The organism is Bordetella sp. BOR01, assembly GCF_019218885.1.
GTDB lineage: Bacteria > Pseudomonadota > Gammaproteobacteria > Burkholderiales > Burkholderiaceae_B > Bordetella_A.
Map to the genome: position 1 here is coordinate 1417389 of NZ_JAHUWT010000002.1, position 19706 is coordinate 1437094.

20 protein-coding genes are annotated in these 19706 nt (G+C 66.6%); 12 read left to right on the plus strand and 8 right to left on the minus strand.

What is annotated here, in order from left to right; all coding sequences use genetic code 11:
* Positions 1–2 precede the first annotated feature (2 nt).
* The gene (locus KW845_RS14505; protein ID WP_218370042.1) at positions 3–1061 is read left to right on the plus strand and encodes an L-threonylcarbamoyladenylate synthase; all 1059 of its coding nucleotides are present in this window, start codon (positions 3–5) and stop codon (positions 1059–1061) included.
* Positions 1062–1103: 42 nt separating this feature from the next.
* On the opposite strand, the gene KW845_RS14510 is transcribed toward KW845_RS14505, so the two are convergent.
* From KW845_RS14510 to KW845_RS14525, 4 genes are read right to left on the minus strand one after another with little or no spacing between them, the layout of a single operon-like run.
* On the minus strand, positions 1104–1931 hold the full coding sequence (locus KW845_RS14510; RefSeq protein ID WP_218369908.1) for an IclR family transcriptional regulator C-terminal domain-containing protein: 828 nt from the start codon (positions 1929–1931) through the stop codon (positions 1104–1106).
* Positions 1931–2587 (minus strand): 3-oxoacid CoA-transferase subunit B, encoded by a 657-nt coding sequence (locus KW845_RS14515; protein ID WP_218369909.1) that lies wholly within the window; start codon positions 2585–2587, stop codon positions 1931–1933. The genes KW845_RS14510 and KW845_RS14515 overlap by 1 nt, the downstream gene beginning before the upstream one ends.
* 6 nt (positions 2588–2593) lie before the next feature.
* Complete coding sequence (locus KW845_RS14520; RefSeq protein WP_218369910.1) at positions 2594–3274, minus strand: 3-oxoacid CoA-transferase subunit A; 681 nt, start codon at positions 3272–3274, stop codon at positions 2594–2596.
* A gap of 15 nt (positions 3275–3289) precedes the next feature.
* On the minus strand, positions 3290–4297 hold the full coding sequence (locus KW845_RS14525; protein ID WP_218369911.1) for a tripartite tricarboxylate transporter substrate binding protein: 1008 nt from the start codon (positions 4295–4297) through the stop codon (positions 3290–3292).
* Between the two features lie 344 nt (positions 4298–4641).
* Between KW845_RS14525 and KW845_RS14530 the strand changes: the two genes are divergently transcribed.
* Positions 4642–6201, plus strand: a complete 1560-nt coding sequence (locus tag KW845_RS14530) for an acetolactate synthase large subunit (protein ID WP_218369912.1) — start codon at positions 4642–4644, stop codon at positions 6199–6201.
* 9 nt (positions 6202–6210) lie between these two features.
* Here KW845_RS14530 and KW845_RS14535 read toward each other — a convergent pair whose 3' ends face one another.
* Entirely contained in the window at positions 6211–7167 is a 957-nt protein-coding gene (locus KW845_RS14535) for a LysR substrate-binding domain-containing protein (protein WP_255592611.1), read from the minus strand.
* A 145-nt stretch (positions 7168–7312) separates the two neighbouring features.
* Here KW845_RS14535 and KW845_RS14540 point away from each other — a divergent pair, with 145 nt between their 5' ends.
* From KW845_RS14540 to KW845_RS14585, 10 genes are all read left to right on the plus strand, one after another.
* The gene (locus KW845_RS14540; protein WP_218369913.1) at positions 7313–8434 is read left to right on the plus strand and encodes an ABC transporter substrate-binding protein; all 1122 of its coding nucleotides are present in this window, start codon (positions 7313–7315) and stop codon (positions 8432–8434) included.
* A 6-nt stretch (positions 8435–8440) separates the two neighbouring features.
* Positions 8441–10075, plus strand: coding sequence for an amidohydrolase (locus tag KW845_RS14545; RefSeq protein ID WP_218369914.1), 1635 nt, complete (start codon positions 8441–8443; stop codon positions 10073–10075).
* Positions 10076–10077: 2 nt separating this feature from the next.
* Positions 10078–10905, plus strand: a complete 828-nt coding sequence (locus KW845_RS14550; RefSeq protein ID WP_218369915.1) for an ABC transporter permease — start codon at positions 10078–10080, stop codon at positions 10903–10905.
* Positions 10902–11702, plus strand: coding sequence for an ABC transporter permease (locus KW845_RS14555; RefSeq protein ID WP_218369916.1), 801 nt, complete (start codon positions 10902–10904; stop codon positions 11700–11702). The genes KW845_RS14550 and KW845_RS14555 overlap by 4 nt, the downstream gene beginning before the upstream one ends.
* Positions 11699–12808, plus strand: a complete 1110-nt coding sequence (locus tag KW845_RS14560; RefSeq protein WP_218369917.1) for an ABC transporter ATP-binding protein — start codon at positions 11699–11701, stop codon at positions 12806–12808. Before KW845_RS14555 ends, KW845_RS14560 begins: the two co-directional genes overlap by 4 nt.
* 95 nt (positions 12809–12903) lie before the next feature.
* Positions 12904–13791, plus strand: a complete 888-nt coding sequence (locus tag KW845_RS14565; RefSeq protein WP_218369918.1) for an IclR family transcriptional regulator — start codon at positions 12904–12906, stop codon at positions 13789–13791.
* Positions 13792–13975: 184 nt separating this feature from the next.
* On the plus strand, positions 13976–14881 hold the full coding sequence (locus KW845_RS14570; protein WP_218370044.1) for an arginase family protein: 906 nt from the start codon (positions 13976–13978) through the stop codon (positions 14879–14881).
* Between the two features lie 38 nt (positions 14882–14919).
* A complete protein-coding gene (locus KW845_RS14575) occupies positions 14920–15711 on the plus strand; it encodes an ABC transporter substrate-binding protein (RefSeq protein WP_218369919.1) in 792 nt (263 codons plus the stop codon).
* 28 nt (positions 15712–15739) lie between these two features.
* Positions 15740–16432 carry an amino acid ABC transporter permease gene (locus KW845_RS14580; RefSeq protein ID WP_218369920.1) on the plus strand — a complete coding sequence of 231 codons (693 nt, stop codon included), beginning with the start codon at positions 15740–15742 and terminating at the stop codon, positions 16430–16432.
* 2 nt (positions 16433–16434) lie between these two features.
* Positions 16435–17187, plus strand: coding sequence for an amino acid ABC transporter ATP-binding protein (locus tag KW845_RS14585; protein ID WP_255592613.1), 753 nt, complete (start codon positions 16435–16437; stop codon positions 17185–17187).
* A gap of 16 nt (positions 17188–17203) precedes the next feature.
* Here the strand turns inward: KW845_RS14585 and KW845_RS14590 are convergent, their stop codons facing one another.
* From KW845_RS14590 to KW845_RS14600, 3 genes are read right to left on the minus strand one after another with little or no spacing between them, the layout of a single operon-like run.
* The gene (locus tag KW845_RS14590; RefSeq protein WP_218369921.1) at positions 17204–17914 is read right to left on the minus strand and encodes an ABC transporter ATP-binding protein; all 711 of its coding nucleotides are present in this window, start codon (positions 17912–17914) and stop codon (positions 17204–17206) included.
* Positions 17902–18660, minus strand: a complete 759-nt coding sequence (locus KW845_RS14595) for an ABC transporter ATP-binding protein (RefSeq protein WP_218369922.1) — start codon at positions 18658–18660, stop codon at positions 17902–17904. Before KW845_RS14595 ends, KW845_RS14590 begins: the two co-directional genes overlap by 13 nt.
* A complete protein-coding gene (locus KW845_RS14600; protein ID WP_218369923.1) occupies positions 18653–19705 on the minus strand; it encodes a branched-chain amino acid ABC transporter permease in 1053 nt (350 codons plus the stop codon). Before KW845_RS14600 ends, KW845_RS14595 begins: the two co-directional genes overlap by 8 nt.
* Between the last annotated feature and the right edge of the window lies 1 nt (position 19706).

The window sequence follows — 19706 nt, forward strand, 5'->3', positions numbered from 1 at the left end:
CGATGTCCACGCCGTCGCACGCTTTGCCCGATGCTGCCGCCATCGCCAGTGCCGCCCAGCGGTTGCTGGCCGGCGAACTGGTGGCGTTTCCCACTGAAACCGTCTACGGCCTGGGTGCCGATGCCGAGAACCCGCAGGCCGTGGCGCGCATCTACGCGGCCAAGGGCCGGCCTTCGAACCATCCTGTCATCGTGCACCTGGCGCCGCAGGCCGACCTGGGCTATTGGGCCAGCCATGTCCCGGAACAGGCGCAGCGCCTGATCGATGCATTCTGGCCCGGCCCGCTGACGCTGATCCTGCCGCGCGCGCCGCACGTGGGGGCGGCGGTCAGCGGCGGGCAAGACAGCATCGGCCTGCGCTGTCCCTCGCATCCCGTGGCGCAGGCGCTGCTGCGCGCCTTCGCGGCCGGCAAGCCCGGCGGGCATGGCGGGTTGGCCGCGCCATCGGCCAACAAATTCGGGCAAGTGTCGCCCACCCATGCCGAGCACGTGCGCGGCGAATTCCCGCAAGAAGTCGCGCAAGGCATGCCGGTGCTGGATGGCGGGCCGGCGCAGGTGGGCATCGAGTCCACCATCATCGATCTGTCGCGGCTGGGGCAGGGGGTGGGGCCAGTGCTGCTGCGTCCCGGCCATGTCACGCCCGCCCAGGTCGAGGCCGTGCTGGGCGTGGCGGTGGGCATGCCCGACGCCGCCGCGCCGCGCGCCTCGGGTACGCTGAAGGCCCACTACGCCCCGCATACCCCGCTGGAGTTGGTGCCGCCGCAGCGCCTGGCCGAGGCCGTCAGCGGCCACGGCCTGCCCACCGGCCGCGTGGCGGTGGTGGCATTCGGCGCTGCGCCGGCCGCGCTGGATGCGCGAGTGGGCTGGCACCAGGTGCCCGATGACCCGGGCCGCTATGCGCAAGCCTTGTACGCGATGTTGCGTACGCTCGACGGCGGGGGCTATGCACGTATCTTGGTGCAAGAGCCTCCGGGGGGGGATGCCTGGCGGGCGGTCAATGACCGCATCGGGCGGGCGGCGGCGGCATTCAGCCTGGATACGGGTGGGTTGCCGGGTACTTAGCACGTATGGTGCCGCTATCGACGGCCGCCCCCCGCCGTGGCTTTACAGCACCAGGAACTGGCCGAGCCTGTCGGCGGCGGCCTGCATGGGGGCCAGGAATTCGCTGGTCAGCCGCGCCAGCGGCACGCGCGGCGATTTCACGCTGACGTTCAAGCCGCCGCAGGCCCGGCCGCTGGCGGCGCGCACGGGAACGGCAATGGCGCGCACGTTCAATTCGATTTCCTGGTCCACCACTGCGTAGCCTTGATCGCGCACGCGAGCGATGATCTCGCGCAGGCGTGCCGGCGAAGTCTCGGTGAACTCGGTGTAGGGCGCCAGTTCCACGGAGTCGAAATAGCGGTCCAGCGCGGCGGGCGGCAGTTGCGCGAGCATGACGCGCCCGATGGTGGTGCAATACGCCGGCAAGCGGCTGCCCAGGCCCAGCGTGGTGGCCAGGATGCGGTGCACTTCCGAGCGCGCCAGGTACAGGACTTCGTTGCTTTCCATGATGGCCAGCGCGCAGGTTTCGTTCACGGTGGCGCTCAGCTCTTGCAGCACCGGCTGCGCCAGCGAGACGAACGGCGTGGACGAGAAATACGCGTGGCCCAGGCTCAGGATCAGCGGCGTCAGCACGTAGTGGCGGCCCTGCTGCTCGGCAAAGCCCAGGCGGATCAGGGTATGCAGGCAGCGCTGGGTGACGGCGCGCGGCAGGCCCGCGCGCCGGCTCAGGTCGGCGGCGGTTTGCGGGTAGCGTCGTTCGCCGAAGGCGCGGATCACGCGCAGGCCGCGCGACAGCGTCAACATGAAGTCCGGGTCGCCGCGAAAGCGGTCGGGGTGCTCGTCGGCGGGCAGCGGCGCGGCGTAATCGGGCGGGGGCGGCGGATTGCGCATCAGGCGGCGCGCAGCGGCGCTCCGGTGCGCGACTGCAGCGTTTGCAGGGTGAGGCCGTTGATCATATCGCGAACCACCAGCCCGGCGGGCGTGACGTCGATCACCGCCAGGTCGGTATAGACGCGGCTGACCACGCCCGCGCCGGTCAGGGGCAAGGTGCAGCGCTGCACGATCTTGGGCGTGCCGTCCTTGGCGTTGTGTTCCATCATGATGTACACGCGCCGCGCGCCCACTGCCAGGTCCATGGCGCCGCCCACGGCGGGCGGTTCGCCGGCGCGGCCCAGCGACCAGTTGGCCAGGTCGCCGGCAGCCGACACTTGCATGCCGCCCATCACGCAGATGTCCAGGTGCCCGCCACGCATCATGGCGAATGAATCGGCGTGATGAAAGAATGCGCCGCCCGGCAGCAGCGTCACGGGCTGCTTGCCGGCGTTGATCAGGTCGCGGTCGGCGGCTTCGGGCGCGGGCGGCGGGCCCATGCCCAGGATGCCATTCTCGCTATGCAGCACGATGTCGCGGCCTGGGGGCAGGTGGGCGGCGATCAGCACCGGCATGCCGATGCCCAGGTTGACGTAGCTGCCCTCGGGAATGTCATGCGCCACACGCCGCGCCAGTTGCTCGCGGGTCAGGGGCTGGAAGCTGGGGGGCGTGCTCATGGCCGTTCAACTGGAAAAACCGGGGTTGGCCACGACGGCCAACCGGTGCACGAAAATGCCTGGCGTCACGATGGCTTCGGGCGGCAGCTCGCCCAGCTCGGCGCGCTGGCGCACCTGCACGATGGTGGTGGCCGCCGCCATGCACATCACCGGCCCGAAATTGCGCGCGCTCATGCGGTAGGTCAGGTTGCCCCAGCGGTCGGCGCGGTCGGCCTGCACCAGGGCGAAGTCGCCGTGCAGGGGATGCTCGAATACATAATGGCGCCCGTTGATTTCGCGGGTTTCCTTGCCGGCCGCCAGTTCCGTGCCGTAGGCGGTGGGCGTGTAGAAGCCGCCCAGTCCGGCCCCCGCGGCGCGCAGGCGTTCGGCGATGGTGCCTTGCGGCACGCACTCGAGTTCGATCTGGCCGCGCCGGTACAGGTCGTCGAATACCCAGGAATGCGATGCCTTGGGAAACGAGCAGATCATCTTGCGCACGCGTCCGGCCTTGATCAGCGCCGCCAGGCCGGTTTCGTGGTTGCCGGCGTTGTTGTTGACGACCGTGAGTTCGCGCGCACCCTGCTCGATCAGGGCGCCGATCAGGTCGGTGGGCATGCCGGCCCCGCCGAATCCGCCGATCAGCAGCGTGGCCCCGTCGTGGATGCCGGCGACCGCCTCGGTGGCCGAGGCGACGAATTTATCGATCATGGTGCGCGCCTGGAGTCAGTTCACGGTGATGTGGGCTTCCTTGATGATCTGCGCGTAGCGATCGGAATCGGTGCGCATCAGTTCGGCGAATTCGGCCGGCGTGCTGCCGGTGGGCAGGAAGCCGGCATCCACGAATTTCTGCGTGACATCGGGTTCGTGCACGATGGCGCTGATTTCGCGGGCCATGCGCTCGATGACGGGCTTGGGCGTACCGGTGGGAGCCAGCAACCCGGCCCACGAGCCGGTCACGAAGCCCGGGAAGCCGGCTTCTTCCATGGTGGGCACGTCGGGCTCGCTGGGCCAGCGCTTCTTGCCGGTAAATGCCAGCACTTTCAGCTTGTCTTGCTTGACGTACTGCATGGGCACCAGCACCGGGTCGAACACCATCGATACCCGGCCGGCCAGCAGATCGGTCAGGATGGGGGCGCTGCCCTTGTAGGCCACGTGCGTCATCTTCAGCTTGGCCTGCAGCGCGAAATCGGCGCCGGTCAAGTGGGCGCTGGACCCCGTGCCGCTGGATGCATACGTCAGCGTGTCGGGGTGCTTGCGTCCGTAGTCGACCAGTTCGGCCACGCTGTTGACGGGCAGGTCTTTGCTGACGAACAGGAACAGCGGCAGGTCGGCCATGTGCACGACCGGTTCCAGCTGCGACGGCGAATACGACAGCTTGTACAGGTGGGTGTTGATCACATAAGCGGGCAGTATGCTGAGGAATGTGTAGCCATCGGGCGCGGCCTTGGCTGCGATGGCCGAACCCAGCGTGCTGTTGGCGCCCGGCCGGTTCTCGATGATGATGTTCTGGCCCAGCCGAGCCGACAGCTTGTCCATGACGATGCGGGTCACGGTGTCGGTGGCGCCGCCCGGGGTGTAGGGCACGATGACCTTGATGGGCTTGGCGGGCCAGGCGTCGGCGGCGTGGGCAGCTGCGCCGGGCAGGGCGCTGGCCAACGTGGCCGCTAGCAGGGCGGCCAGGGCAGCGCGCCGGGCGGGCCGGACACGCGTGCGGGAAAAGGGAACGGGCATGGGTTTGTCTCCGGCTGTTGGGCATGAGCCGGAACAGGCGGCGCTGGACCGCGCTTGCCCCCGGATCTGCCGGTTGGTCTTGTGAGCGAACCGTGTCGCGGGAAAAGTATGCGCGCGTTGGCCGCCGCCTTCGAGAACCGCGCCTGTTTTTGTGTTCGGTGACCGAACTTCATGCGCGCGACCCGCTGGCAACGAATTGCCCGCCGGCTTGGCGCCAGCCCGGTAATGGTTCTATCCTTGGGGCCCGGAATGGACCTACCCACTGGCGGGTTCCCTTCCTATGATGCCTTACCGACGCGCGGCCGGCCGGCCGCGTTTTTGCAACCCTGCTTTACGGAAACACCATGAACGGCGCCGATAGCCTTTGCGATACCCTGCTTGCCAACGATGTGGACGTTTGTTTTGCCAACCCCGGCACGTCCGAAATGCACTTCGTGGCGGCTCTGGATCGCAAGCCGCGCATGCGCTGCGTGCTGGGGCTGTTCGAGGGCGTGGTCACCGGCGCGGCCGACGGCTATGCGCGCATGGCCGACAAGCCCGCGGCCACGCTGCTGCACCTGGGGCCGGGGCTGGGCAATGGCCTGGCCAACCTGCACAACGCCAAGCGCGCGCGCACGCCCATGGTGAACGTGGTGGGCGATCACGCCACCTACCACGTGCAATACGATGCGCCGCTGACCAGCGACGTGGAAGGCGTGGCACGTCCCATGTCGCACTGGGTGCGCCGCACGCTGGCCGCCGGCGACCTGGCGGTCGACGCGGCTGAAGCGGTGCGCGTGGCGCGCCAGGCCCCGGGCAACATCGCCACCCTGATCCTGCCGGCCGATGCGGCCTGGGGCGAATTGCCCGCCGATACTCCGGCGCCGCCCGTGGCAGCGCTGGCCGCGCCGCCGCAGACCACCCACGACGCCGTGCGCGCCGCGGCGCAGGCCATCCGCGCCGGCCAGGGCGCGGCTCTGATGCTGGGCGGCATGGCGCTGCGCGAGCCGGCCCTGTCCGTGGCCGGGCGCATTGCGCGGGCTACCGGCGTGCGCCTGCTGTCGCCCACCTCGAACCGCCGCACCGAGCGCGGCGCCAATCGCACCCCGGTGACGCGCGTGCCCTATCCGGTGGACCAGGCCGTGGCCCTGCTGAAAGACGTGAGCCAACTGATTCTGGTGGGTGCCAGCGCACCGGTGGCCTTCTTTGCCTATCCGGGCAAGCCCAGCTTGCTGGCGCCGCAAGAGCAGGCGCCCATCGTGCTGGCCACGCCCGAGCAAGACCTGCTGCAGGCCCTGCAATGGCTGGCCGACGAACTGGGCATCGCCGCCAACGCGCCCGGCCTGCTGCCGGTGGCGTCGTCGGCCGAGATGCCGCGCTCGGGTGCGCTGACGGGCACGGCGGTCAACATCATCACCGCCCGCCTGCTGCCGGAAAACGCCATCGTCTGCGATGAGTCGGTCACGCAAGGGCGCGAGTTTCCCGCCATCAGCGCTACCTCGGCGCCGCACGACTGGCTGCAATTGACGGGCGGCGCCATCGGCATCGGCCTGCCGCTGGCCACCGGGGCGGCCGTGGCCTGCCCCGACCGCAAGGTCATCACCCTGCAAGCCGACGGCAGCGGCATGTACACCGTGCAGGCCCTGTGGACCCAGGCGCGCGAACAGCTCGATTGCCTGACCATCATCCTGGCCAACCGTTCCTATGCGACCCTGCACGGCGAGATGAAGAACGTGGGCGTGCTGGAACCGGGTCGCAACGCCCGCCGCATGCTCGATCTGCAAGAGCCCAGCCTGGACTGGGTCAGCCTGGCCGCCGGCATGGGGGTCGAGGCGGTACGCGTCGATACGGTCGAGGCGTTCACCAAGGCAATGCAGGCGGGATTGGCGCGCAAGGGACCGTTCTTGATCGAGGCGCTTATTTGATCGCGGGCCTCAGGCCGTGAAATAACCGGGTTGCTGTGCGCCGACCACCGCCCGGTATTCTTCCAACAGCAGCTCGGCGTGGAGCGTCAGCGGCCGCATGCGCGAGCGTACGATGCGCGACCGGATGGGCACGGTGGGGCGAAACGGCTTGATGACGAACTGATCCAGCGCGAACGGCATGACCGCGGCCGGTTCGACCAGGCCGACGCCCACGCCGGCGCTTATCAGCGATAACAGCGCCGACGATGAGGTGACCTCGACCGATACCGGCATGCGCACGCCCTCTTCGGAAAAGGCGTTCTCGATCAGGCACCCGAAGTTGGTCTGCGGGCCGTACGACAGGAATGTCTCGGCCGCCAGGTCGTGCGCCGTCACGTGGGGCAGGCTGGCGTAGCGATGCCCGCGCGGTGCGACGCAAATGACGTGTTGCGTACCCAGGTCTTCATTTTGTGTATCGGCAGACGGCGTCAGGTCGTGCACCAGGCCGAAATCGGCCTGGCCGGCCTGCACGCGATCGACCACGGGCTGGTTGGCCAGAATTTCCATGGTGACCGTGATGCCCGGGTAGCGTTCGCGCAAACGCTTGATGGCCAACGGCATGAACGACGTGGCTTGCGTGGGAATGGCCGCCACAGTGACCTTGCCCCGGTCCGGATCGACCAGGCTGCCGATCAGGCGCTGCACCATGCCGTAGGCGCCGTGCAGCCGCTCGACGCTGTCTTGCAGTTGCCTCGCATGCGGGGTCGGTATCAGGCGCTGGTGGGCGCGTTCGAACAAACGCAGGCCGATGTCGGTTTCCAGTTGGCGCAACATGCGGCTGGCACCGGATTGTGTCATGCCCAGCAGTTTCGCGGCCCGCGATACCGAACCGGTCACCATCACGGCATGGAACACGCCAAGCTGGGCGAAGCTTGGCTCGCATAATTCGGTGGAATGGGTCAGGCCGAGTTGGGGGCGCATACTCATGTCGTGAAGAGCCATCGGGGATGGCCGGCGATCAGGTTGTACCGACCCTAGGGGAAGTACGGATAGATGCAAAAGTCATATATTGCATGAAAGAAATGGCCTCGTCATCATGGCCGCTCCTTGTGAGTCCCCTCAGGAGCAAACCATGAAGATGCTGGTGCAGGACCCTTGCCTGGTTGACGCGGCACAGCGCGCGCTGGCCGATCCCTCGTTGTCGTCAGCGCGCCGGCGCCAACTGCTTGGACTGCTGGGGGCGGCTGGTCTGGCCGCGCTGGCCCCGATGGGCGGTGCGCGTGCCGATACGTCGCGCATCGTGGTGTGCAACTGGGGCGGAGACGCCATCAAGCACCAGCCCACCGTGTGGGGCAAGCCGTTCGAGCGCGCCACCGGCACGCGGGTCGAGTTCGACGGCACCGGCCCGTCGTTCGGCAAGATCCGCACCATGGTCGAATCGAAGAACGTCGTCTGGGACGTTTGCGATGCCAATCTCGCGGCCGCCCATTCGCTGGGCAAGCGCGGCTATCTGGAACCCATCGACTATCAGGTGGTCGACCGCAACAAGGTCCGGCCCGGATTCAGTAGCGAATACGGCATCTCGCATTTCATCTATAGCTTCGTGCTGGCCTACGACAAGCAGGCGTTTGGCGGCCGCACGCCGAGTACCTGGGCCGATTTCTGGAACACCGAGGATTTCCCCGGTACGCGCATTTTGCCGGACCGTGTCCTGGCCACGCTCGAGGCCGCCCTGATGGCCGACGGCGTGCCGGCCGATGCCGCCAAGCTCTATCCCATTGACGAAAAGCGCGCGCTGGCGAAAATCTCTGAGATCAAGGACAACGCCATCTTCTGGAAGACGGGTGCCGAAAGCCAGCAGTTGCTGCGCCAGGGCGAGGCGACCATGGGGCTGGTATGGCATACGCGCGCCGTGGTCATGCGTCGCGAACCGGGCTCGCGCATCGATTTCACCTGGAATCAGGGCGTCCTGATCCCCGCCGGCTGGCTGGTGCCCAAGGGCAATCCGGCCGGACGCAAGGTGTTCGATTTCATCGCGTCGACGCAGTCGCCCGAAAGCCAGCTCGAACTGCTGCGCCTCATGGGCAATGGGCCCGCCAACCCCGCCGCCAATGCGCTGGTGCCGGCCGAATTGCGCCGCGACAACCCTACCGACGACGAGAATTTCGCGCGCCAGGTGGTGGCCGATTACATCTGGCACGGCGATAACCAGGACCGCATCTACAACGAGTACGTCAAGGTGATTACGGGTTGAAGCGGCATGAGTGAATACGTTGAAATCGTGCTGCATGGCGGGCGGATCGCAACCCTGGATGCCGTGCTGGGCATCGTCCCGGCCGTGGCGATACGCGATGGGCGTATCGTGGCGGCAGGCACCGACGCCGATTGCCTGGCACTGGCTGGGCCAGGTACCGCCAAGGTGCATCTGTGCGGCGCCTTCGCCATGCCGGGCATCAACGACAGCCATTGCCATCCGGACGGCCAGGCGGTCAAGGCAGGACGGTGGGATGATCTTTCTCAGGGCCTGGCGGGCCCTGGCAGCCTGCTGGGCCGCATCGCCGCGTTCGACCGCCGCGCGCCGCGCGAGGCCTGGTACCTGGGCTTCCGGTTCGATGAGCGCGATACCGGCGGCTATCCGGCACGCCAGGCGCTTGATGCCGCGGCGCCAGATCGTCCGGTATTCCTGTTGCGCCGCGATGCGCAGGTTGGCATCGCCAATGCAGCGGCCCTGGCGCGCCTGCGCGCCAGTACCGCTGCGGTCCCGGCCCATTGCCTGGACGACGCATCCGGCATGGCGCACGGCCGCGGCGTCTTTGCGTTCACGGCCCTGATCGCGGCCAGCGACCGTATCGACGACTATCTGCAAGGTTATCCCGCGATCTTCCGCGACATGGCGCGCCTGGGCATCACCAGCGTGCACAATGCGCTGACCAGCCGCCTGGCGGCCCAGGCCTATCGGCGCCTGCATGCCGAGCGTGCCTTGCCGGTGCGGGTCGGCATGATGCTCAACGGCCGCGATCTCGACTTGATCGACGAAACCATCGAGGCCGGTATGCGCTTCGGCCATGGCGATGCCGGGCTGCACTTGCTGGGCGTGGAATACGGCTCGGATGGCAGCACCAGCGGGCGGACGGCGGCCTACTATGCCCCGTACACCGGGCAAGAGGGCGAAGATGGCGCGCCGGCCAATCGCGGCGACTTGAATTTCAGTGCCGAAGAGCTGGCCGCCAAGGTCGCGCGGGTAATGGGCGCCGGCCTGCAGGTGGCCGCGACAGGCAACGGCGACCGCGGCATCGACTTCGCGCTCGACGCTTTCGAGCGGGGGCTGACCCAATATCCCAAGGCTGTCCGCCCGCGTATCGAGCATTGTTGCTGCGCGCCGCCAGATATCCAGGACCGCATGGCCCGGCTGGGCGTGATCGATTCGTCGGCCTCGGGTTTTCTGTACAACCTGGGCGACGCCTATTTGCGCAATCGCCCCGATGCCGACATACCCTGGTTCTGGCCGCATCGCAGCATGCTGGCGCAAGGCGTGCTGGTGTGCGGGCATTCCGATGCGCCGGTGTGCGAGCGCAACCCCTTCCTGGGCATGGCGGCCATGGTGACGCGCAAGACGGCCTCGGGCGCGGCGATCAACGCCAGCCAGGCGATTCCCATCGACGCGGCCATGCGTTGCTATACCGTCAACCCCGCCGTCGCCGAGAACCAGGCGGCGACCAAGGGCACACTGGCGCCTGGCCGGTTGGCCGACCTGATCGTGCTCGACCGCGATCTTTACGCGATCGATGCCGAGCAAATTCGCGGCACGGCCGTGCAGGCCACGCTGGTGGGCGGCCGCACGATCTATCGCTCACCTGATGCGGCCTGGGCCGCCGACCTGCCCGAAGGAGGCTGAACATGCGTCGATCCTTGCCTGCGGTGTTGGTAGTTCCGGTGGTCGTGCTGGTCGGCTGCCTGTTCCTGCTGCCGGTGCTGCGCATCCTGGCGATCAGCTTCACCGAACCCACAGTCGGGCTGGGGAACTACGCCGCGTTGTTCACCGAGCCGCTGTATCGCAAGATCATGGCGACCACGCTGCGCATTTGCGTGTGGACGACGCTCATTGCCCTGGTGCTGGGCTATGTGGTGGCCTACGTCATGGCGAACGTGCCGCAGCACGTGCGTAGCTGGATGGTCATCGGGCTGCTGGTTCCGTTCTGGCTGTCGGTGCTGGTACGGGCCTTTGCCTGGGTGCTGCTGCTATCGCGCGAAGGCGTGGTCAATGCCACGCTGATGGCGCTGGGCCTGGTCGACCAGCCGCTGGCCTTGCTGCGCAACGAGACCGGCGTGTTGATCGGAATGGTGCATTACATGGTGCCCTATGCCGTGCTGCCCATGCTTACCACTATGCTGGGCATTGACGCTTCGTTGATGGCCGCCTCGCGTGCCTTGGGGGCAGGCCCGGTACGGACCTTCCTGCGGGTGTACCTGCCGCTATCGCTGCCTGGCGTCCTCGCGGCCGCGGTGCTGGTGTTCATCTTCTGCCTGGGGTTCTTCATCACGCCAGCCCTGCTGGGCGGGGGCAAGACCGTGATGGTGGCGCAGTACATCGAGTTCGGCATCAGCGAGACCATGAACTGGGGCATCTCTACCGCGTTCGCCAGTGCATTGCTGTTGGCCGTGATACTGAGCCTGGTGCTGATCTCGCGTTGCGTGCGCATTCCTTCCCTGTTCGGTGCGCCATGACAATACGATCTTCCCTGTGGTTCAAGCTGGCGCTCGTGGCCGCGTTCCTGGTGCTGGCGTATTTGTTCTTGCCGGCCCTGGTGGTCATCCCTGTGTCGTTCACCGATCGCAGCTACCTGTCGTTTCCGGCGCAGTCCTGGTCGTGGCAGCACTATCTGCAATTGGTCGAGAACCCTATGTGGCGCAGCAGCCTGCTGCAAAGCGTGGCCGTGTCGGCAGTGTCGACCACGCTGGCCACGGTGCTGGGCAGTTGCGCGGCGATCGGCGCCTGGAAACTGGGCGCCCGCCTGGGCGGGCTGGTGCGCATGATGGCTCTGACGCCCCTGATCGTGCCCACTATCGTCGGCGCATTGGCCTACTACCGTCTCTACATCGACCTGGGCCTGCTCGATACCTACGTGGGCGTCGTGCTGGCCCATGTCGTTGCAGCGACGCCGTTCGTGTTCGTGTCGGTCGGGGCAGCCCTGGCCAATCTCGACCCGCGCCTGGAGCAGGCTGCCCGCTCGATGGGGGCGCGGCCGTGGCAGGTGCTGTGGCGCATCACGCTACCCGCCGTCCGCCCTGGAGTCGTATCAGGCGCCATCTTCGCCTTCATCGTCTCGTGGGATGAATTGGTCGTGCTGTTGTTCATCACGACACGCAATGTCTATCTGCTGCCGCGCGCGATGTGGGACGGCATCAATGAAAACGTCGACCCGTCCATTGCGGCGGTCGCCACCCTGATGATTCTTGTCACCTTTGTCTGCCTATGCGCCGAGCGCCTGTACGCGCATCGCCGGCAGCAGGAGCCTCAATGAGCCAGAACCCTTCCACCAGCCAAGCCTTGCTGAGCGTGCGCGGCCTGCACAAGAAATTCGGCGGTGCCGTGGCGCTGGACGGCGTCGATTTCTCTCTGGCGCCCGGCGAATTCCTGACGCTGCTGGGCCCGTCGGGGTCGGGCAAGACCACCACCCTGATGTCGATTGCCGGGTTCGTCGACCCCACGGCGGGCGAGATCCTGTTCCGTGGCGCCTCCATTACCCGGCGCCCGCCCGAAGCGCGCGGCTTCGGCATGGTGTTCCAGGGCTACGCGCTGTTTCCCCACATGACGGTCGAGCAGAACGTGCACTTTCCGCTGTCGATACGGGGAGTGCCGAAGGATCAGGCGAGCCGGCGCGTGCGCCAGGCGCTCGACCGTGTGCAGCTCGGCGCCTATGCGCGGCGCCTGCCGCGCCAGCTTTCTGGCGGGCAGCAGCAGCGCGTGGCGCTGGCGCGCGCGCTGGTGTACGAGCCGGAAGTGCTGCTGCTCGACGAGCCCCTGTCCGCGCTGGACAAGAAGCTGCGCAGCGACCTGCAATGGGAGTTGCGCCAACTGAACAAAGAATCAGGAGCCTCGTTCCTGTACGTGACGCACGACCAGGAAGAAGCCTTGTCGATGTCGGACCGGATCGCGATTTTCAACCACGGCCGCATTGTGCAGATCGGCACGCCGTCCGAGCTGTACCAGCGCCCGGCCAACCTGTTTGTGGCCGGCTTCCTGGGCCGTAGCAACGTGCTGGATGGCAGGGTGCGGCAGGTGTCGGACGACGCCGTGGTGGTTGAATCCGAGGCGGGCACTATCCCCGTTCCGCGCCACCAGGGCCTGCCGCGGCAGGTGGGCGACCGGGTCAGCCTGGTGGTGCGCCCGCACCAGTTGCGCTTGGCGCCGGATGGCGCGCCGGGCTTGGCCGCCACGATCGAGGCTGTCAGCTATGTTGGCAACCTGATGAACTACCTGCTGCGAACGGTGCAAGGAACCCCGCTGTACGTGGAATGCGTGGCGGGCGGGAGCGGGCCAGCCGGGCTGGCGCAGGGGGCGCGGGTATCCGTGGCTTTCGATGCGGCCAGCGCCAACGTGCTGGAAGCGTTGCCCGAGCATTCTTGAGTCGGCGGGTGGCGCGGAACGAGGGATCGCCATGCGATACGGATGATTCGTGATGCGGTACGCTATCGGCTTTGCCGAACCAGCGTTCTTGCACCATGACCGTCATCGCACCTGAAGATTCGCCGCTATTCGTCGCCGCCCTGGCACGCGGTATTTCGCTACTGGGTGCTTTCACCGAAGGGCGGCCGGCCATGACACTGCCCGAACTGGCCGAAGCCACGGGCCTGACCAAGAGCGCGGTGCAACGTTTTGCCCACACGCTCTGGACGCTGGGATATCTGCGCAAAGACCCCGTCAGCAAAAGGTTCTCGTTGGCGCCCTGGTCACTGGAACTGGGCATGAAATACGCTCGCACCAGCGCGCTGGTACTGGGCGGCAGCCCTTTCTTGCACGCCTTGAACCGCACCAGCCAGGAAACCTGCAGCCTGGCCGAACCGGAAGGCGGCGACATGGTCTATGTGGCGCGCTTTGCCACGCACAAAGAAATGTACGTCAACATGCCGGTCGGCATGCGGCTGCCCCTGTATTGCACGGCGGCGGGGCGTGCCGTGCTGTCGCGGCTGGATGAGACCCGCGCGCGCGAATTGCTCGAGCGCCGTAAGCGCACGGCGTACACCCCGGGAACGATCACCCGCATGGACGGCCTGCTGGCTGAACTGGATTTCGCGCGCCGCCACGGCTATGCGCGATCCAATGGCGAATACTATCCGGGCGACATCACCATTAGTGCGCCGGTGCTCGATTCGGGTGGCACCCCGGTGGGTGCCGTCAACGTGTCGGTGCCTTCCAGCCGCTGGTCGTTCGAGCAGGCCCAGGCTGTATTCGGACCGCAAGTGCTCGAGACCGCACATGCCATCGGCGCATCGCGCACCGTCGGCCGCAGCCGGCCGTTCTACGAGCTTGAACCGCCCGGCGGCGGCCTGCTAGGCGCGCGGCTGGACGGGGTTGCCCAAACGACTGCCGGCATCGATATATCCAACTAAATCATTAAGGTATTTTCAAGGGGCCTGGCGGGATTTCCCTAATAGGCGGGGTTTTGTTCATCCTGATAATCTGTATTTCAACATGATCGTATCGCACAGCAATACGATTAACATTGAATTCAATTTTTACAAGGAGCCGAACTTGCCGGCCGCCAGCCCTTCTTTTCATCCCGTGCCCGGTTTCATGGGCCTGCCTGGCGCCCGCCGCGACGGCCAGACGCCGCGCGCTTGCGTGCTGGGCGTTCCCTTCGATTGCGGTACGCATCCGTTCCGGGTGGGCGCGCGCCAGGGGCCGGACGCCATTCGCGAACAGTCCAGGCTATTGCGGCCTTTCGATCTGTTCTCGCGCAGCGGTATCGACAACCCCGTGGATTATCTGCGTGCCGTGGATCTGGGCAATGTCGCTTGCCATCCGGGCGACCCGGACGCCGCGTTTCCGCTGATCGAGGCGGCCATCGGCACGGTCCTGGACGCCGGGGCCATTCCTGTGTCGATGGGCGGCGACGGCGCCGTGACCCTGCCGCAATTGCGCGCGGTGGCGGCCCGGCATCCGGATCTGGTGGTGGTGCACTTCGATTCGCACACCGACACGTATCCGATACCGGGCTACAACACGGCCACCACGTTCACCCGCGCAGCCGAAGAAGGGCTGGTGGATGTCGCTTCCAGCTTCCATATCGGTACGCGTGGCAACTCGTTCATGGGGGGCATCATCGAGTACGGGCGCGAGGTCGGCTACACGGTCGTGCCGTTCGACGACCTGGACCGCGACCCGCAGGCCATCCTGGCCGATATGCGGCAGCATGTGGGCAGCCGTCCGGTCTACCTGTGTTTCGACATGGACATCTTCGATCCGTCATGCGCACCAGGTGTCTGCACGCCCGAGTGGGGCGGCCTGTCGGCCAAGGAAGGGCTGGCATTGCTGCGGCAACTGCACGGGTTGAATTTCGTTGCTTTCGATGTGAATACGGTGTCGCCGCCCCATGACGTGCAAGGCGCCACGGCGTTCCTGGCGGCTACCGTCATGCAAGAGTTCTGCGCGCTGGCCGCGGTCGCGGTGCAGACATATCCAGCTGGCCGGCCGGCTTGATTGCCGGTTGGCCGCGTACACACGACAAGGGGAAATCCATGAAGATCAAGACATTGTTGCTGGGCATCGCCGCGACGGCGCTGGCCGTGCAAGTGCAGGGCGCCGCGGCGCGTACCTTGGCCGAGATCACGGCCGATGGCAGCCTGAACGTCGTAACCACCGCGTCGGCGCCGCCGCATGGTTTCAAGAACCCGGCCAGCAACCAGCTCGAAGGCATCATGGTGGATGTGGCCGACGCCGTGGCCAAGCATTTGAAGGCGTCGCGCAAGCTGGCCGATGTGCCATTCTCGGGGTTGATTCCCACGCTGACGTCGGGCCGTGCCGATGTCATGTCGGCGCCCCTGTTCATTACCGAAGAACGCGCCAAGGCGATCGATTTCTCGGCGCCCGTGTATGAATGGGGCGAAGGAATCGTGGTGGGCACCCGGAACCAGAAATCCTACGCGGGTTTCAATGACCTGCAGGGCCAGCGGGTCGGCGTGCTGATCGATTCGGTGCAGTTCAACATGATCAAGGACATGCCCGGCACCAAGGTGTCTACCTACCAGGACTACTCCACCTTGCTGGCCGATGTGCGGGCCGGCCGCATCGACCTGGGCGTCATCGATCCGCCCAGCATCATCTACCAGATCAAGACCAAGAACATTCCAGGGGTCAAGCTCGATACCGGTTATCAACCCCAGAAGAAGTGGCAGGTGGGCATGGCGGTGCAGAAAGGCAACCGCGAACTGCTCGACGCCGTCAACGCCGCCCTGGCAGAAATGAAGCGCAACGGCGAGCTTGCCGCGATCGGCCAGAAATGGGGCGTAGCGGACCTGATCAGCAAGTAGCGTGACAGAGGCATACAAGGAATTCGCCATGAATCTCGAGACCCTGCGCATCTATCTTGTGCCCCTGGCGGAAGGTTCGCTATGGACCCTGGCACTGTTCTTCTGTTCGGCGCTGCTGGCTGTCACCCTGGGCTTGGTGGTATGCCTGTGCCGACTGTCGCGTTCGCGGGTCTTGAGCCGCGCCGCGCGCTTCTATATCGAGGTGATCCGCGGCACGCCGCTGCTGCTGCAACTGTTCTACATCTACTATGGCCTGCCCGAGATGGGCGTGGTGATCAACGCCTTCGTGGCGGGCGTGCTGGGATTGACACTGAACTTCGGCGCCTATCTGGCCGAACTGTTCCGCAGCGGTATCCAGTCGGTGGATACGGGCCAGTACGAAGCCGCGCGGGCGTTGGGCCTGGGCAAGGTGCAGCGCCTGCGTGAAATCGTGCTGCCGCAGGCGTTGCGCACCATCTTCCCGGCGCTGGGCAACTACGCGCTGGTGCTGATCAAAGAAACTTCGCTGGTGGCGGTGATCAGTGTGTATGAACTGATGCGCGCCGGCGAGATGCTGGCGGGGGCCACGTTCCAGGCGCTGACGGTATATACGCTGGTCGGCATCATCTATTTCTGCATGTGCGCCGTGCTGTCCTATCTGTTCCGGCGCTCGGAAAAACGCCTGACGGTGCCTGGCTACTGGAGTGGCGCGGGCGAAAGCCACGATATTTCGAAGGCGTGAATATGGATCGATCAAATGGCGCGGCGCCCATCATCACGATGCGCGATGTCGGGAAATGGTATGGCGACTTCCAGGTGCTGGATGGACTGGAGCTCGACATCCATCCTGGCGAAAAAGTGATACTCTGCGGGCCGTCGGGGTCGGGCAAGTCGACCACCATACGGTTGCTGAACCGCCTGGAAGAGCACCAGAAAGGGCGTATCGTGGTCGACGGCATCGAACTGAAAGATGACCTGAAAAACATCGAGCGCATCCGTGCCGAGGTGGGCATGGTGTTCCAGCATTTCAACCTGTTCCCGCACCTGACGGTGCTCGAAAATTGCACCTTGGCTCCCAGGCTGGTCAAGGGGCTGGATACCCCTGGCGCCACCGAGCGCGCCATGCATTTCCTGGAACGTGTGCGTATTCCCGAACATGCCTCGAAGTACCCGGGGCAGTTGTCCGGTGGCCAGAAGCAGCGGGTGGCCATTGCACGGGCCCTGTGCATGCAGCCCAAGATCATGCTGTTCGACGAGCCGACATCCGCGCTCGACCCCGAGATGGTGAAAGAAGTGCTGGACACCATGGTCGAACTCGCGCGCGGGGGCATGACGATGGTGTGCGTCACGCACGAGATGGGATTCGCGCGCGAAGTCGGCGACCGGGTCGTGTTCATGGACGGCGGCCGCATTGTCGAGACCGCCGCGCCAGAGCAGTTCTTCAGCGCGCCCGGCAGCGAACGGGCGCGCAGCTTCCTGGGGCAGATCCTGTCTTGAATCCCGGCGGTCCCGCTCACACTCCCAGATAACGCGCCAACTGTTCCGGCTGCGCCGCCAGCGCCGGGCTGGCGCCCTGGTGCACGATGCGGCCTTTTTCCATGACCAGGCAGCGGTCGGTGTGCGACAGCACCGCGCGATAGTTGCGGTCGACGATCAGGGTCGACATGCCGGTGGCGCGGATGGCGGCGACGATTTTCCAGATCTCGGCCACGATCAGGGGCGCCAGGCCCTCGGTGGCTTCGTCCAGGATCAGCAGGTCGGGATTGGTGGTGAGCGCGCGGCCGATGGCCAGCATCTGCTGCTCGCCGCCGGACAACTGCTGCCCGCCGTGGTCCAGCCGTTCGGCCAGGCGCGGAAACGTGGCCAGCACGCGCTGGCAGGTCCAGTCGGCCTGGCCGCGGGTGCCGGGGCGCGCGGCCACCGTCAGGTTCTCGCGCACGCTCAGGTTGGGAAAGACACCGCGGCCTTCCGGCACATAGGCCACGCCCAGGCGCGCAATGGCATGCGGCTGGGCCCGCGTGCAATCGCGCCCGGCCACCGACAGGCGGCCCTGGCGGCTGCGCACATGCCCCATCAGCGTGCGGATCAGCGTGGTCTTGCCCATGCCGTTGCGGCCTACCAGCCCCACCGATTCGCCCGACGCGATGCGCAGGTCCACGCCGCGCAGCACATGGCTGGCGCCGTAGTAGCAATGCAGGCCGCTGGCATCGATCAATGCATGCATGGGCCGTCTCCCAGGTAGGCATTCTGCACTTGCGGGTTGGCGCGTATCTGCGCCGGGGTGCCGCAGGCGATGGCGCTGCCGTTGACCATGACGGTGATGATGTCGGCGTTGCCGAACACGGCATCCATGTCGTGCTCGACCAGCAAGATGGCGTGTTCGGCTTTCAGCGATTGCAGCAGGGCCAGGATGCGTTCGGTTTCTTCCGGCCCCATGCCGGCCAGCGGCTCGTCCAGCAGCAGCACCTGCGGGTGGCTGGCCAGGCACATGGCGATTTCCAATTGGCGCTTGTGGCCGTGCGGCAGCAGGCCGGCCGGCGTGGCGGCACTGTTCGCCAGGCCGGTGCGTTCCAGCACCTGGTGCGCGCGTTCGGTGCTGTGGGGGCAGTCGGCGGCGCTGCGCCACCAGTGCCAGAACTGCTGGCGGCCGGCTTGCGCGGCCAGCCGGCAGTTCTCGTGCACGCTCAGGGTAGGGAAGATGGTCGAGCGCTGGTAGCTGCGGCCCAGCCCGCCGCGGGCGCGTTGCGGCTGCGGCCAGGCCGTGATGTCGCGGCCTTCCAGCAGTACCTGCCCCGCGCTGGCCAGCAGCTCGCCCGACAGGATATTGATCAGCGTCGACTTGCCGGCGCCATTGGTGCCGATCACCGCGTGCACGGTACCGCGGTGCAGGTCCAGCGAAACATCGTTGACGGCGACCAGGCCGCCGAAGCGGCGCGTGATGCCGCGCGCGGCCAGCATGGCTTCAGGCATGGGGTTCTCCGGATAGGGGCAGCGCTTGCGTCGGGGGGCTCTCGGCCTGCGGGGCGGGTGGCGCGGCGGCGCCGCGCCGCGCGGCCCGGCGGGCGCGCCATTGGGCGGGCAGCCCGGCCAGCCCGTCGGGCAGCAGGGCGACCAGCGCGATAATGGCCAGCCCCAGCGGCAGGTGCCAGTGCTTGGCGTAGTCGCCGAACAGGGCCTGCGACTGGAACAGTTCCTGCAGCAGGATCAACGCGGCCGCGCCCAGCACGGCGCCGCCCAGCCTGCCCATGCCGCCCAGGATCACCATCAGCAGCACCAGGCCCGACTGTTCCCAGGCCAGCAGTTCGGGCGTGACGAAGCCGTCTTTCAGGGCGTACAGGAATCCGGCCATCCCGGCCAGCGCAGCGCCCACCACATAGGCCGTCAGCTTGTACGGAAAAGTGGAATAGCCCGCGGCGCGCATGCGCTGTTCATTGGTGCGGATGCCCGCCAGCGCCGCGCCGAATGGCGAACGCCTGAGCATGGCAAGAAAGCCCCATGTCGACGCCAGGCAGGCCAGCACGAACAGGTAATAGGTGCCTGGTGCATCCAGGTCGAACGGCACCCAGCCCGCCAGCGAGAGCTGCGGCCGGAAGTACAGGTAGATGCCGTCGCTGCCGCCGCCCAGGTCGGTATCGTGGAACACGTAGTACGCCATCTGCGAGAACGCCAGCGTCACCATGATGAAGTACACGCCGCGCGTGCGCAGGGCCAGGGCGCCGGTCAATAGGGCATAAAGGGCCGCGCCCGCCACGGCGGCGGCCAGCAGCCAGGCCAGCCCGGCGGCCTCGGATTCGGGCGACAGCAGTGCCGCGGCGTAGGCGCCGATGCCGAAGAAGGCGGCATGCCCCAGGCTGATCAGCCCCGCGCCGCCCACCAGCAACTGCAGGCTGAGCGCGAAGATGCCGTAGATCATGACCTTGATGACCAGCCCGGTGTAATAGTCGGCGCCCAGCCAGGGAAACGCCGCCAGCGCCAGCAGCACGGCAAGGGGGATCAGTTTGCTTGCGTGGTTCATG

Coding starts and splice junctions, on each gene's coding strand:
- KW845_RS14505 (WP_218370042.1), top strand. CDS start 3: ATGTCCACGCCGTCGCACGCTTTGCCCGATGCTGCCGCCATCGCCAGT.
- KW845_RS14510 (WP_218369908.1), bottom strand. CDS start 1,931: ATGCGCAATCCGCCGCCCCCGCCCGATTACGCCGCGCCGCTGCCCGCC.
- KW845_RS14515 (WP_218369909.1), bottom strand. CDS start 2,587: ATGAGCACGCCCCCCAGCTTCCAGCCCCTGACCCGCGAGCAACTGGCG.
- KW845_RS14520 (WP_218369910.1), bottom strand. CDS start 3,274: ATGATCGATAAATTCGTCGCCTCGGCCACCGAGGCGGTCGCCGGCATC.
- KW845_RS14525 (WP_218369911.1), bottom strand. CDS start 4,297: ATGCCCGTTCCCTTTTCCCGCACGCGTGTCCGGCCCGCCCGGCGCGCT.
- KW845_RS14530 (WP_218369912.1), top strand. CDS start 4,642: ATGAACGGCGCCGATAGCCTTTGCGATACCCTGCTTGCCAACGATGTG.
- KW845_RS14535 (WP_255592611.1), bottom strand. CDS start 7,167: ATGAGTATGCGCCCCCAACTCGGCCTGACCCATTCCACCGAATTATGC.
- KW845_RS14540 (WP_218369913.1), top strand. CDS start 7,313: ATGAAGATGCTGGTGCAGGACCCTTGCCTGGTTGACGCGGCACAGCGC.
- KW845_RS14545 (WP_218369914.1), top strand. CDS start 8,441: ATGAGTGAATACGTTGAAATCGTGCTGCATGGCGGGCGGATCGCAACC.
- KW845_RS14550 (WP_218369915.1), top strand. CDS start 10,078: ATGCGTCGATCCTTGCCTGCGGTGTTGGTAGTTCCGGTGGTCGTGCTG.
- KW845_RS14555 (WP_218369916.1), top strand. CDS start 10,902: ATGACAATACGATCTTCCCTGTGGTTCAAGCTGGCGCTCGTGGCCGCG.
- KW845_RS14560 (WP_218369917.1), top strand. CDS start 11,699: ATGAGCCAGAACCCTTCCACCAGCCAAGCCTTGCTGAGCGTGCGCGGC.
- KW845_RS14565 (WP_218369918.1), top strand. CDS start 12,904: ATGACCGTCATCGCACCTGAAGATTCGCCGCTATTCGTCGCCGCCCTG.
- KW845_RS14570 (WP_218370044.1), top strand. CDS start 13,976: ATGGGCCTGCCTGGCGCCCGCCGCGACGGCCAGACGCCGCGCGCTTGC.
- KW845_RS14575 (WP_218369919.1), top strand. CDS start 14,920: ATGAAGATCAAGACATTGTTGCTGGGCATCGCCGCGACGGCGCTGGCC.
- KW845_RS14580 (WP_218369920.1), top strand. CDS start 15,740: ATGAATCTCGAGACCCTGCGCATCTATCTTGTGCCCCTGGCGGAAGGT.
- KW845_RS14585 (WP_255592613.1), top strand. CDS start 16,435: ATGGATCGATCAAATGGCGCGGCGCCCATCATCACGATGCGCGATGTC.
- KW845_RS14590 (WP_218369921.1), bottom strand. CDS start 17,914: ATGCATGCATTGATCGATGCCAGCGGCCTGCATTGCTACTACGGCGCC.
- KW845_RS14595 (WP_218369922.1), bottom strand. CDS start 18,660: ATGCCTGAAGCCATGCTGGCCGCGCGCGGCATCACGCGCCGCTTCGGC.
- KW845_RS14600 (WP_218369923.1), bottom strand. CDS start 19,705: ATGAACCACGCAAGCAAACTGATCCCCCTTGCCGTGCTGCTGGCGCTG.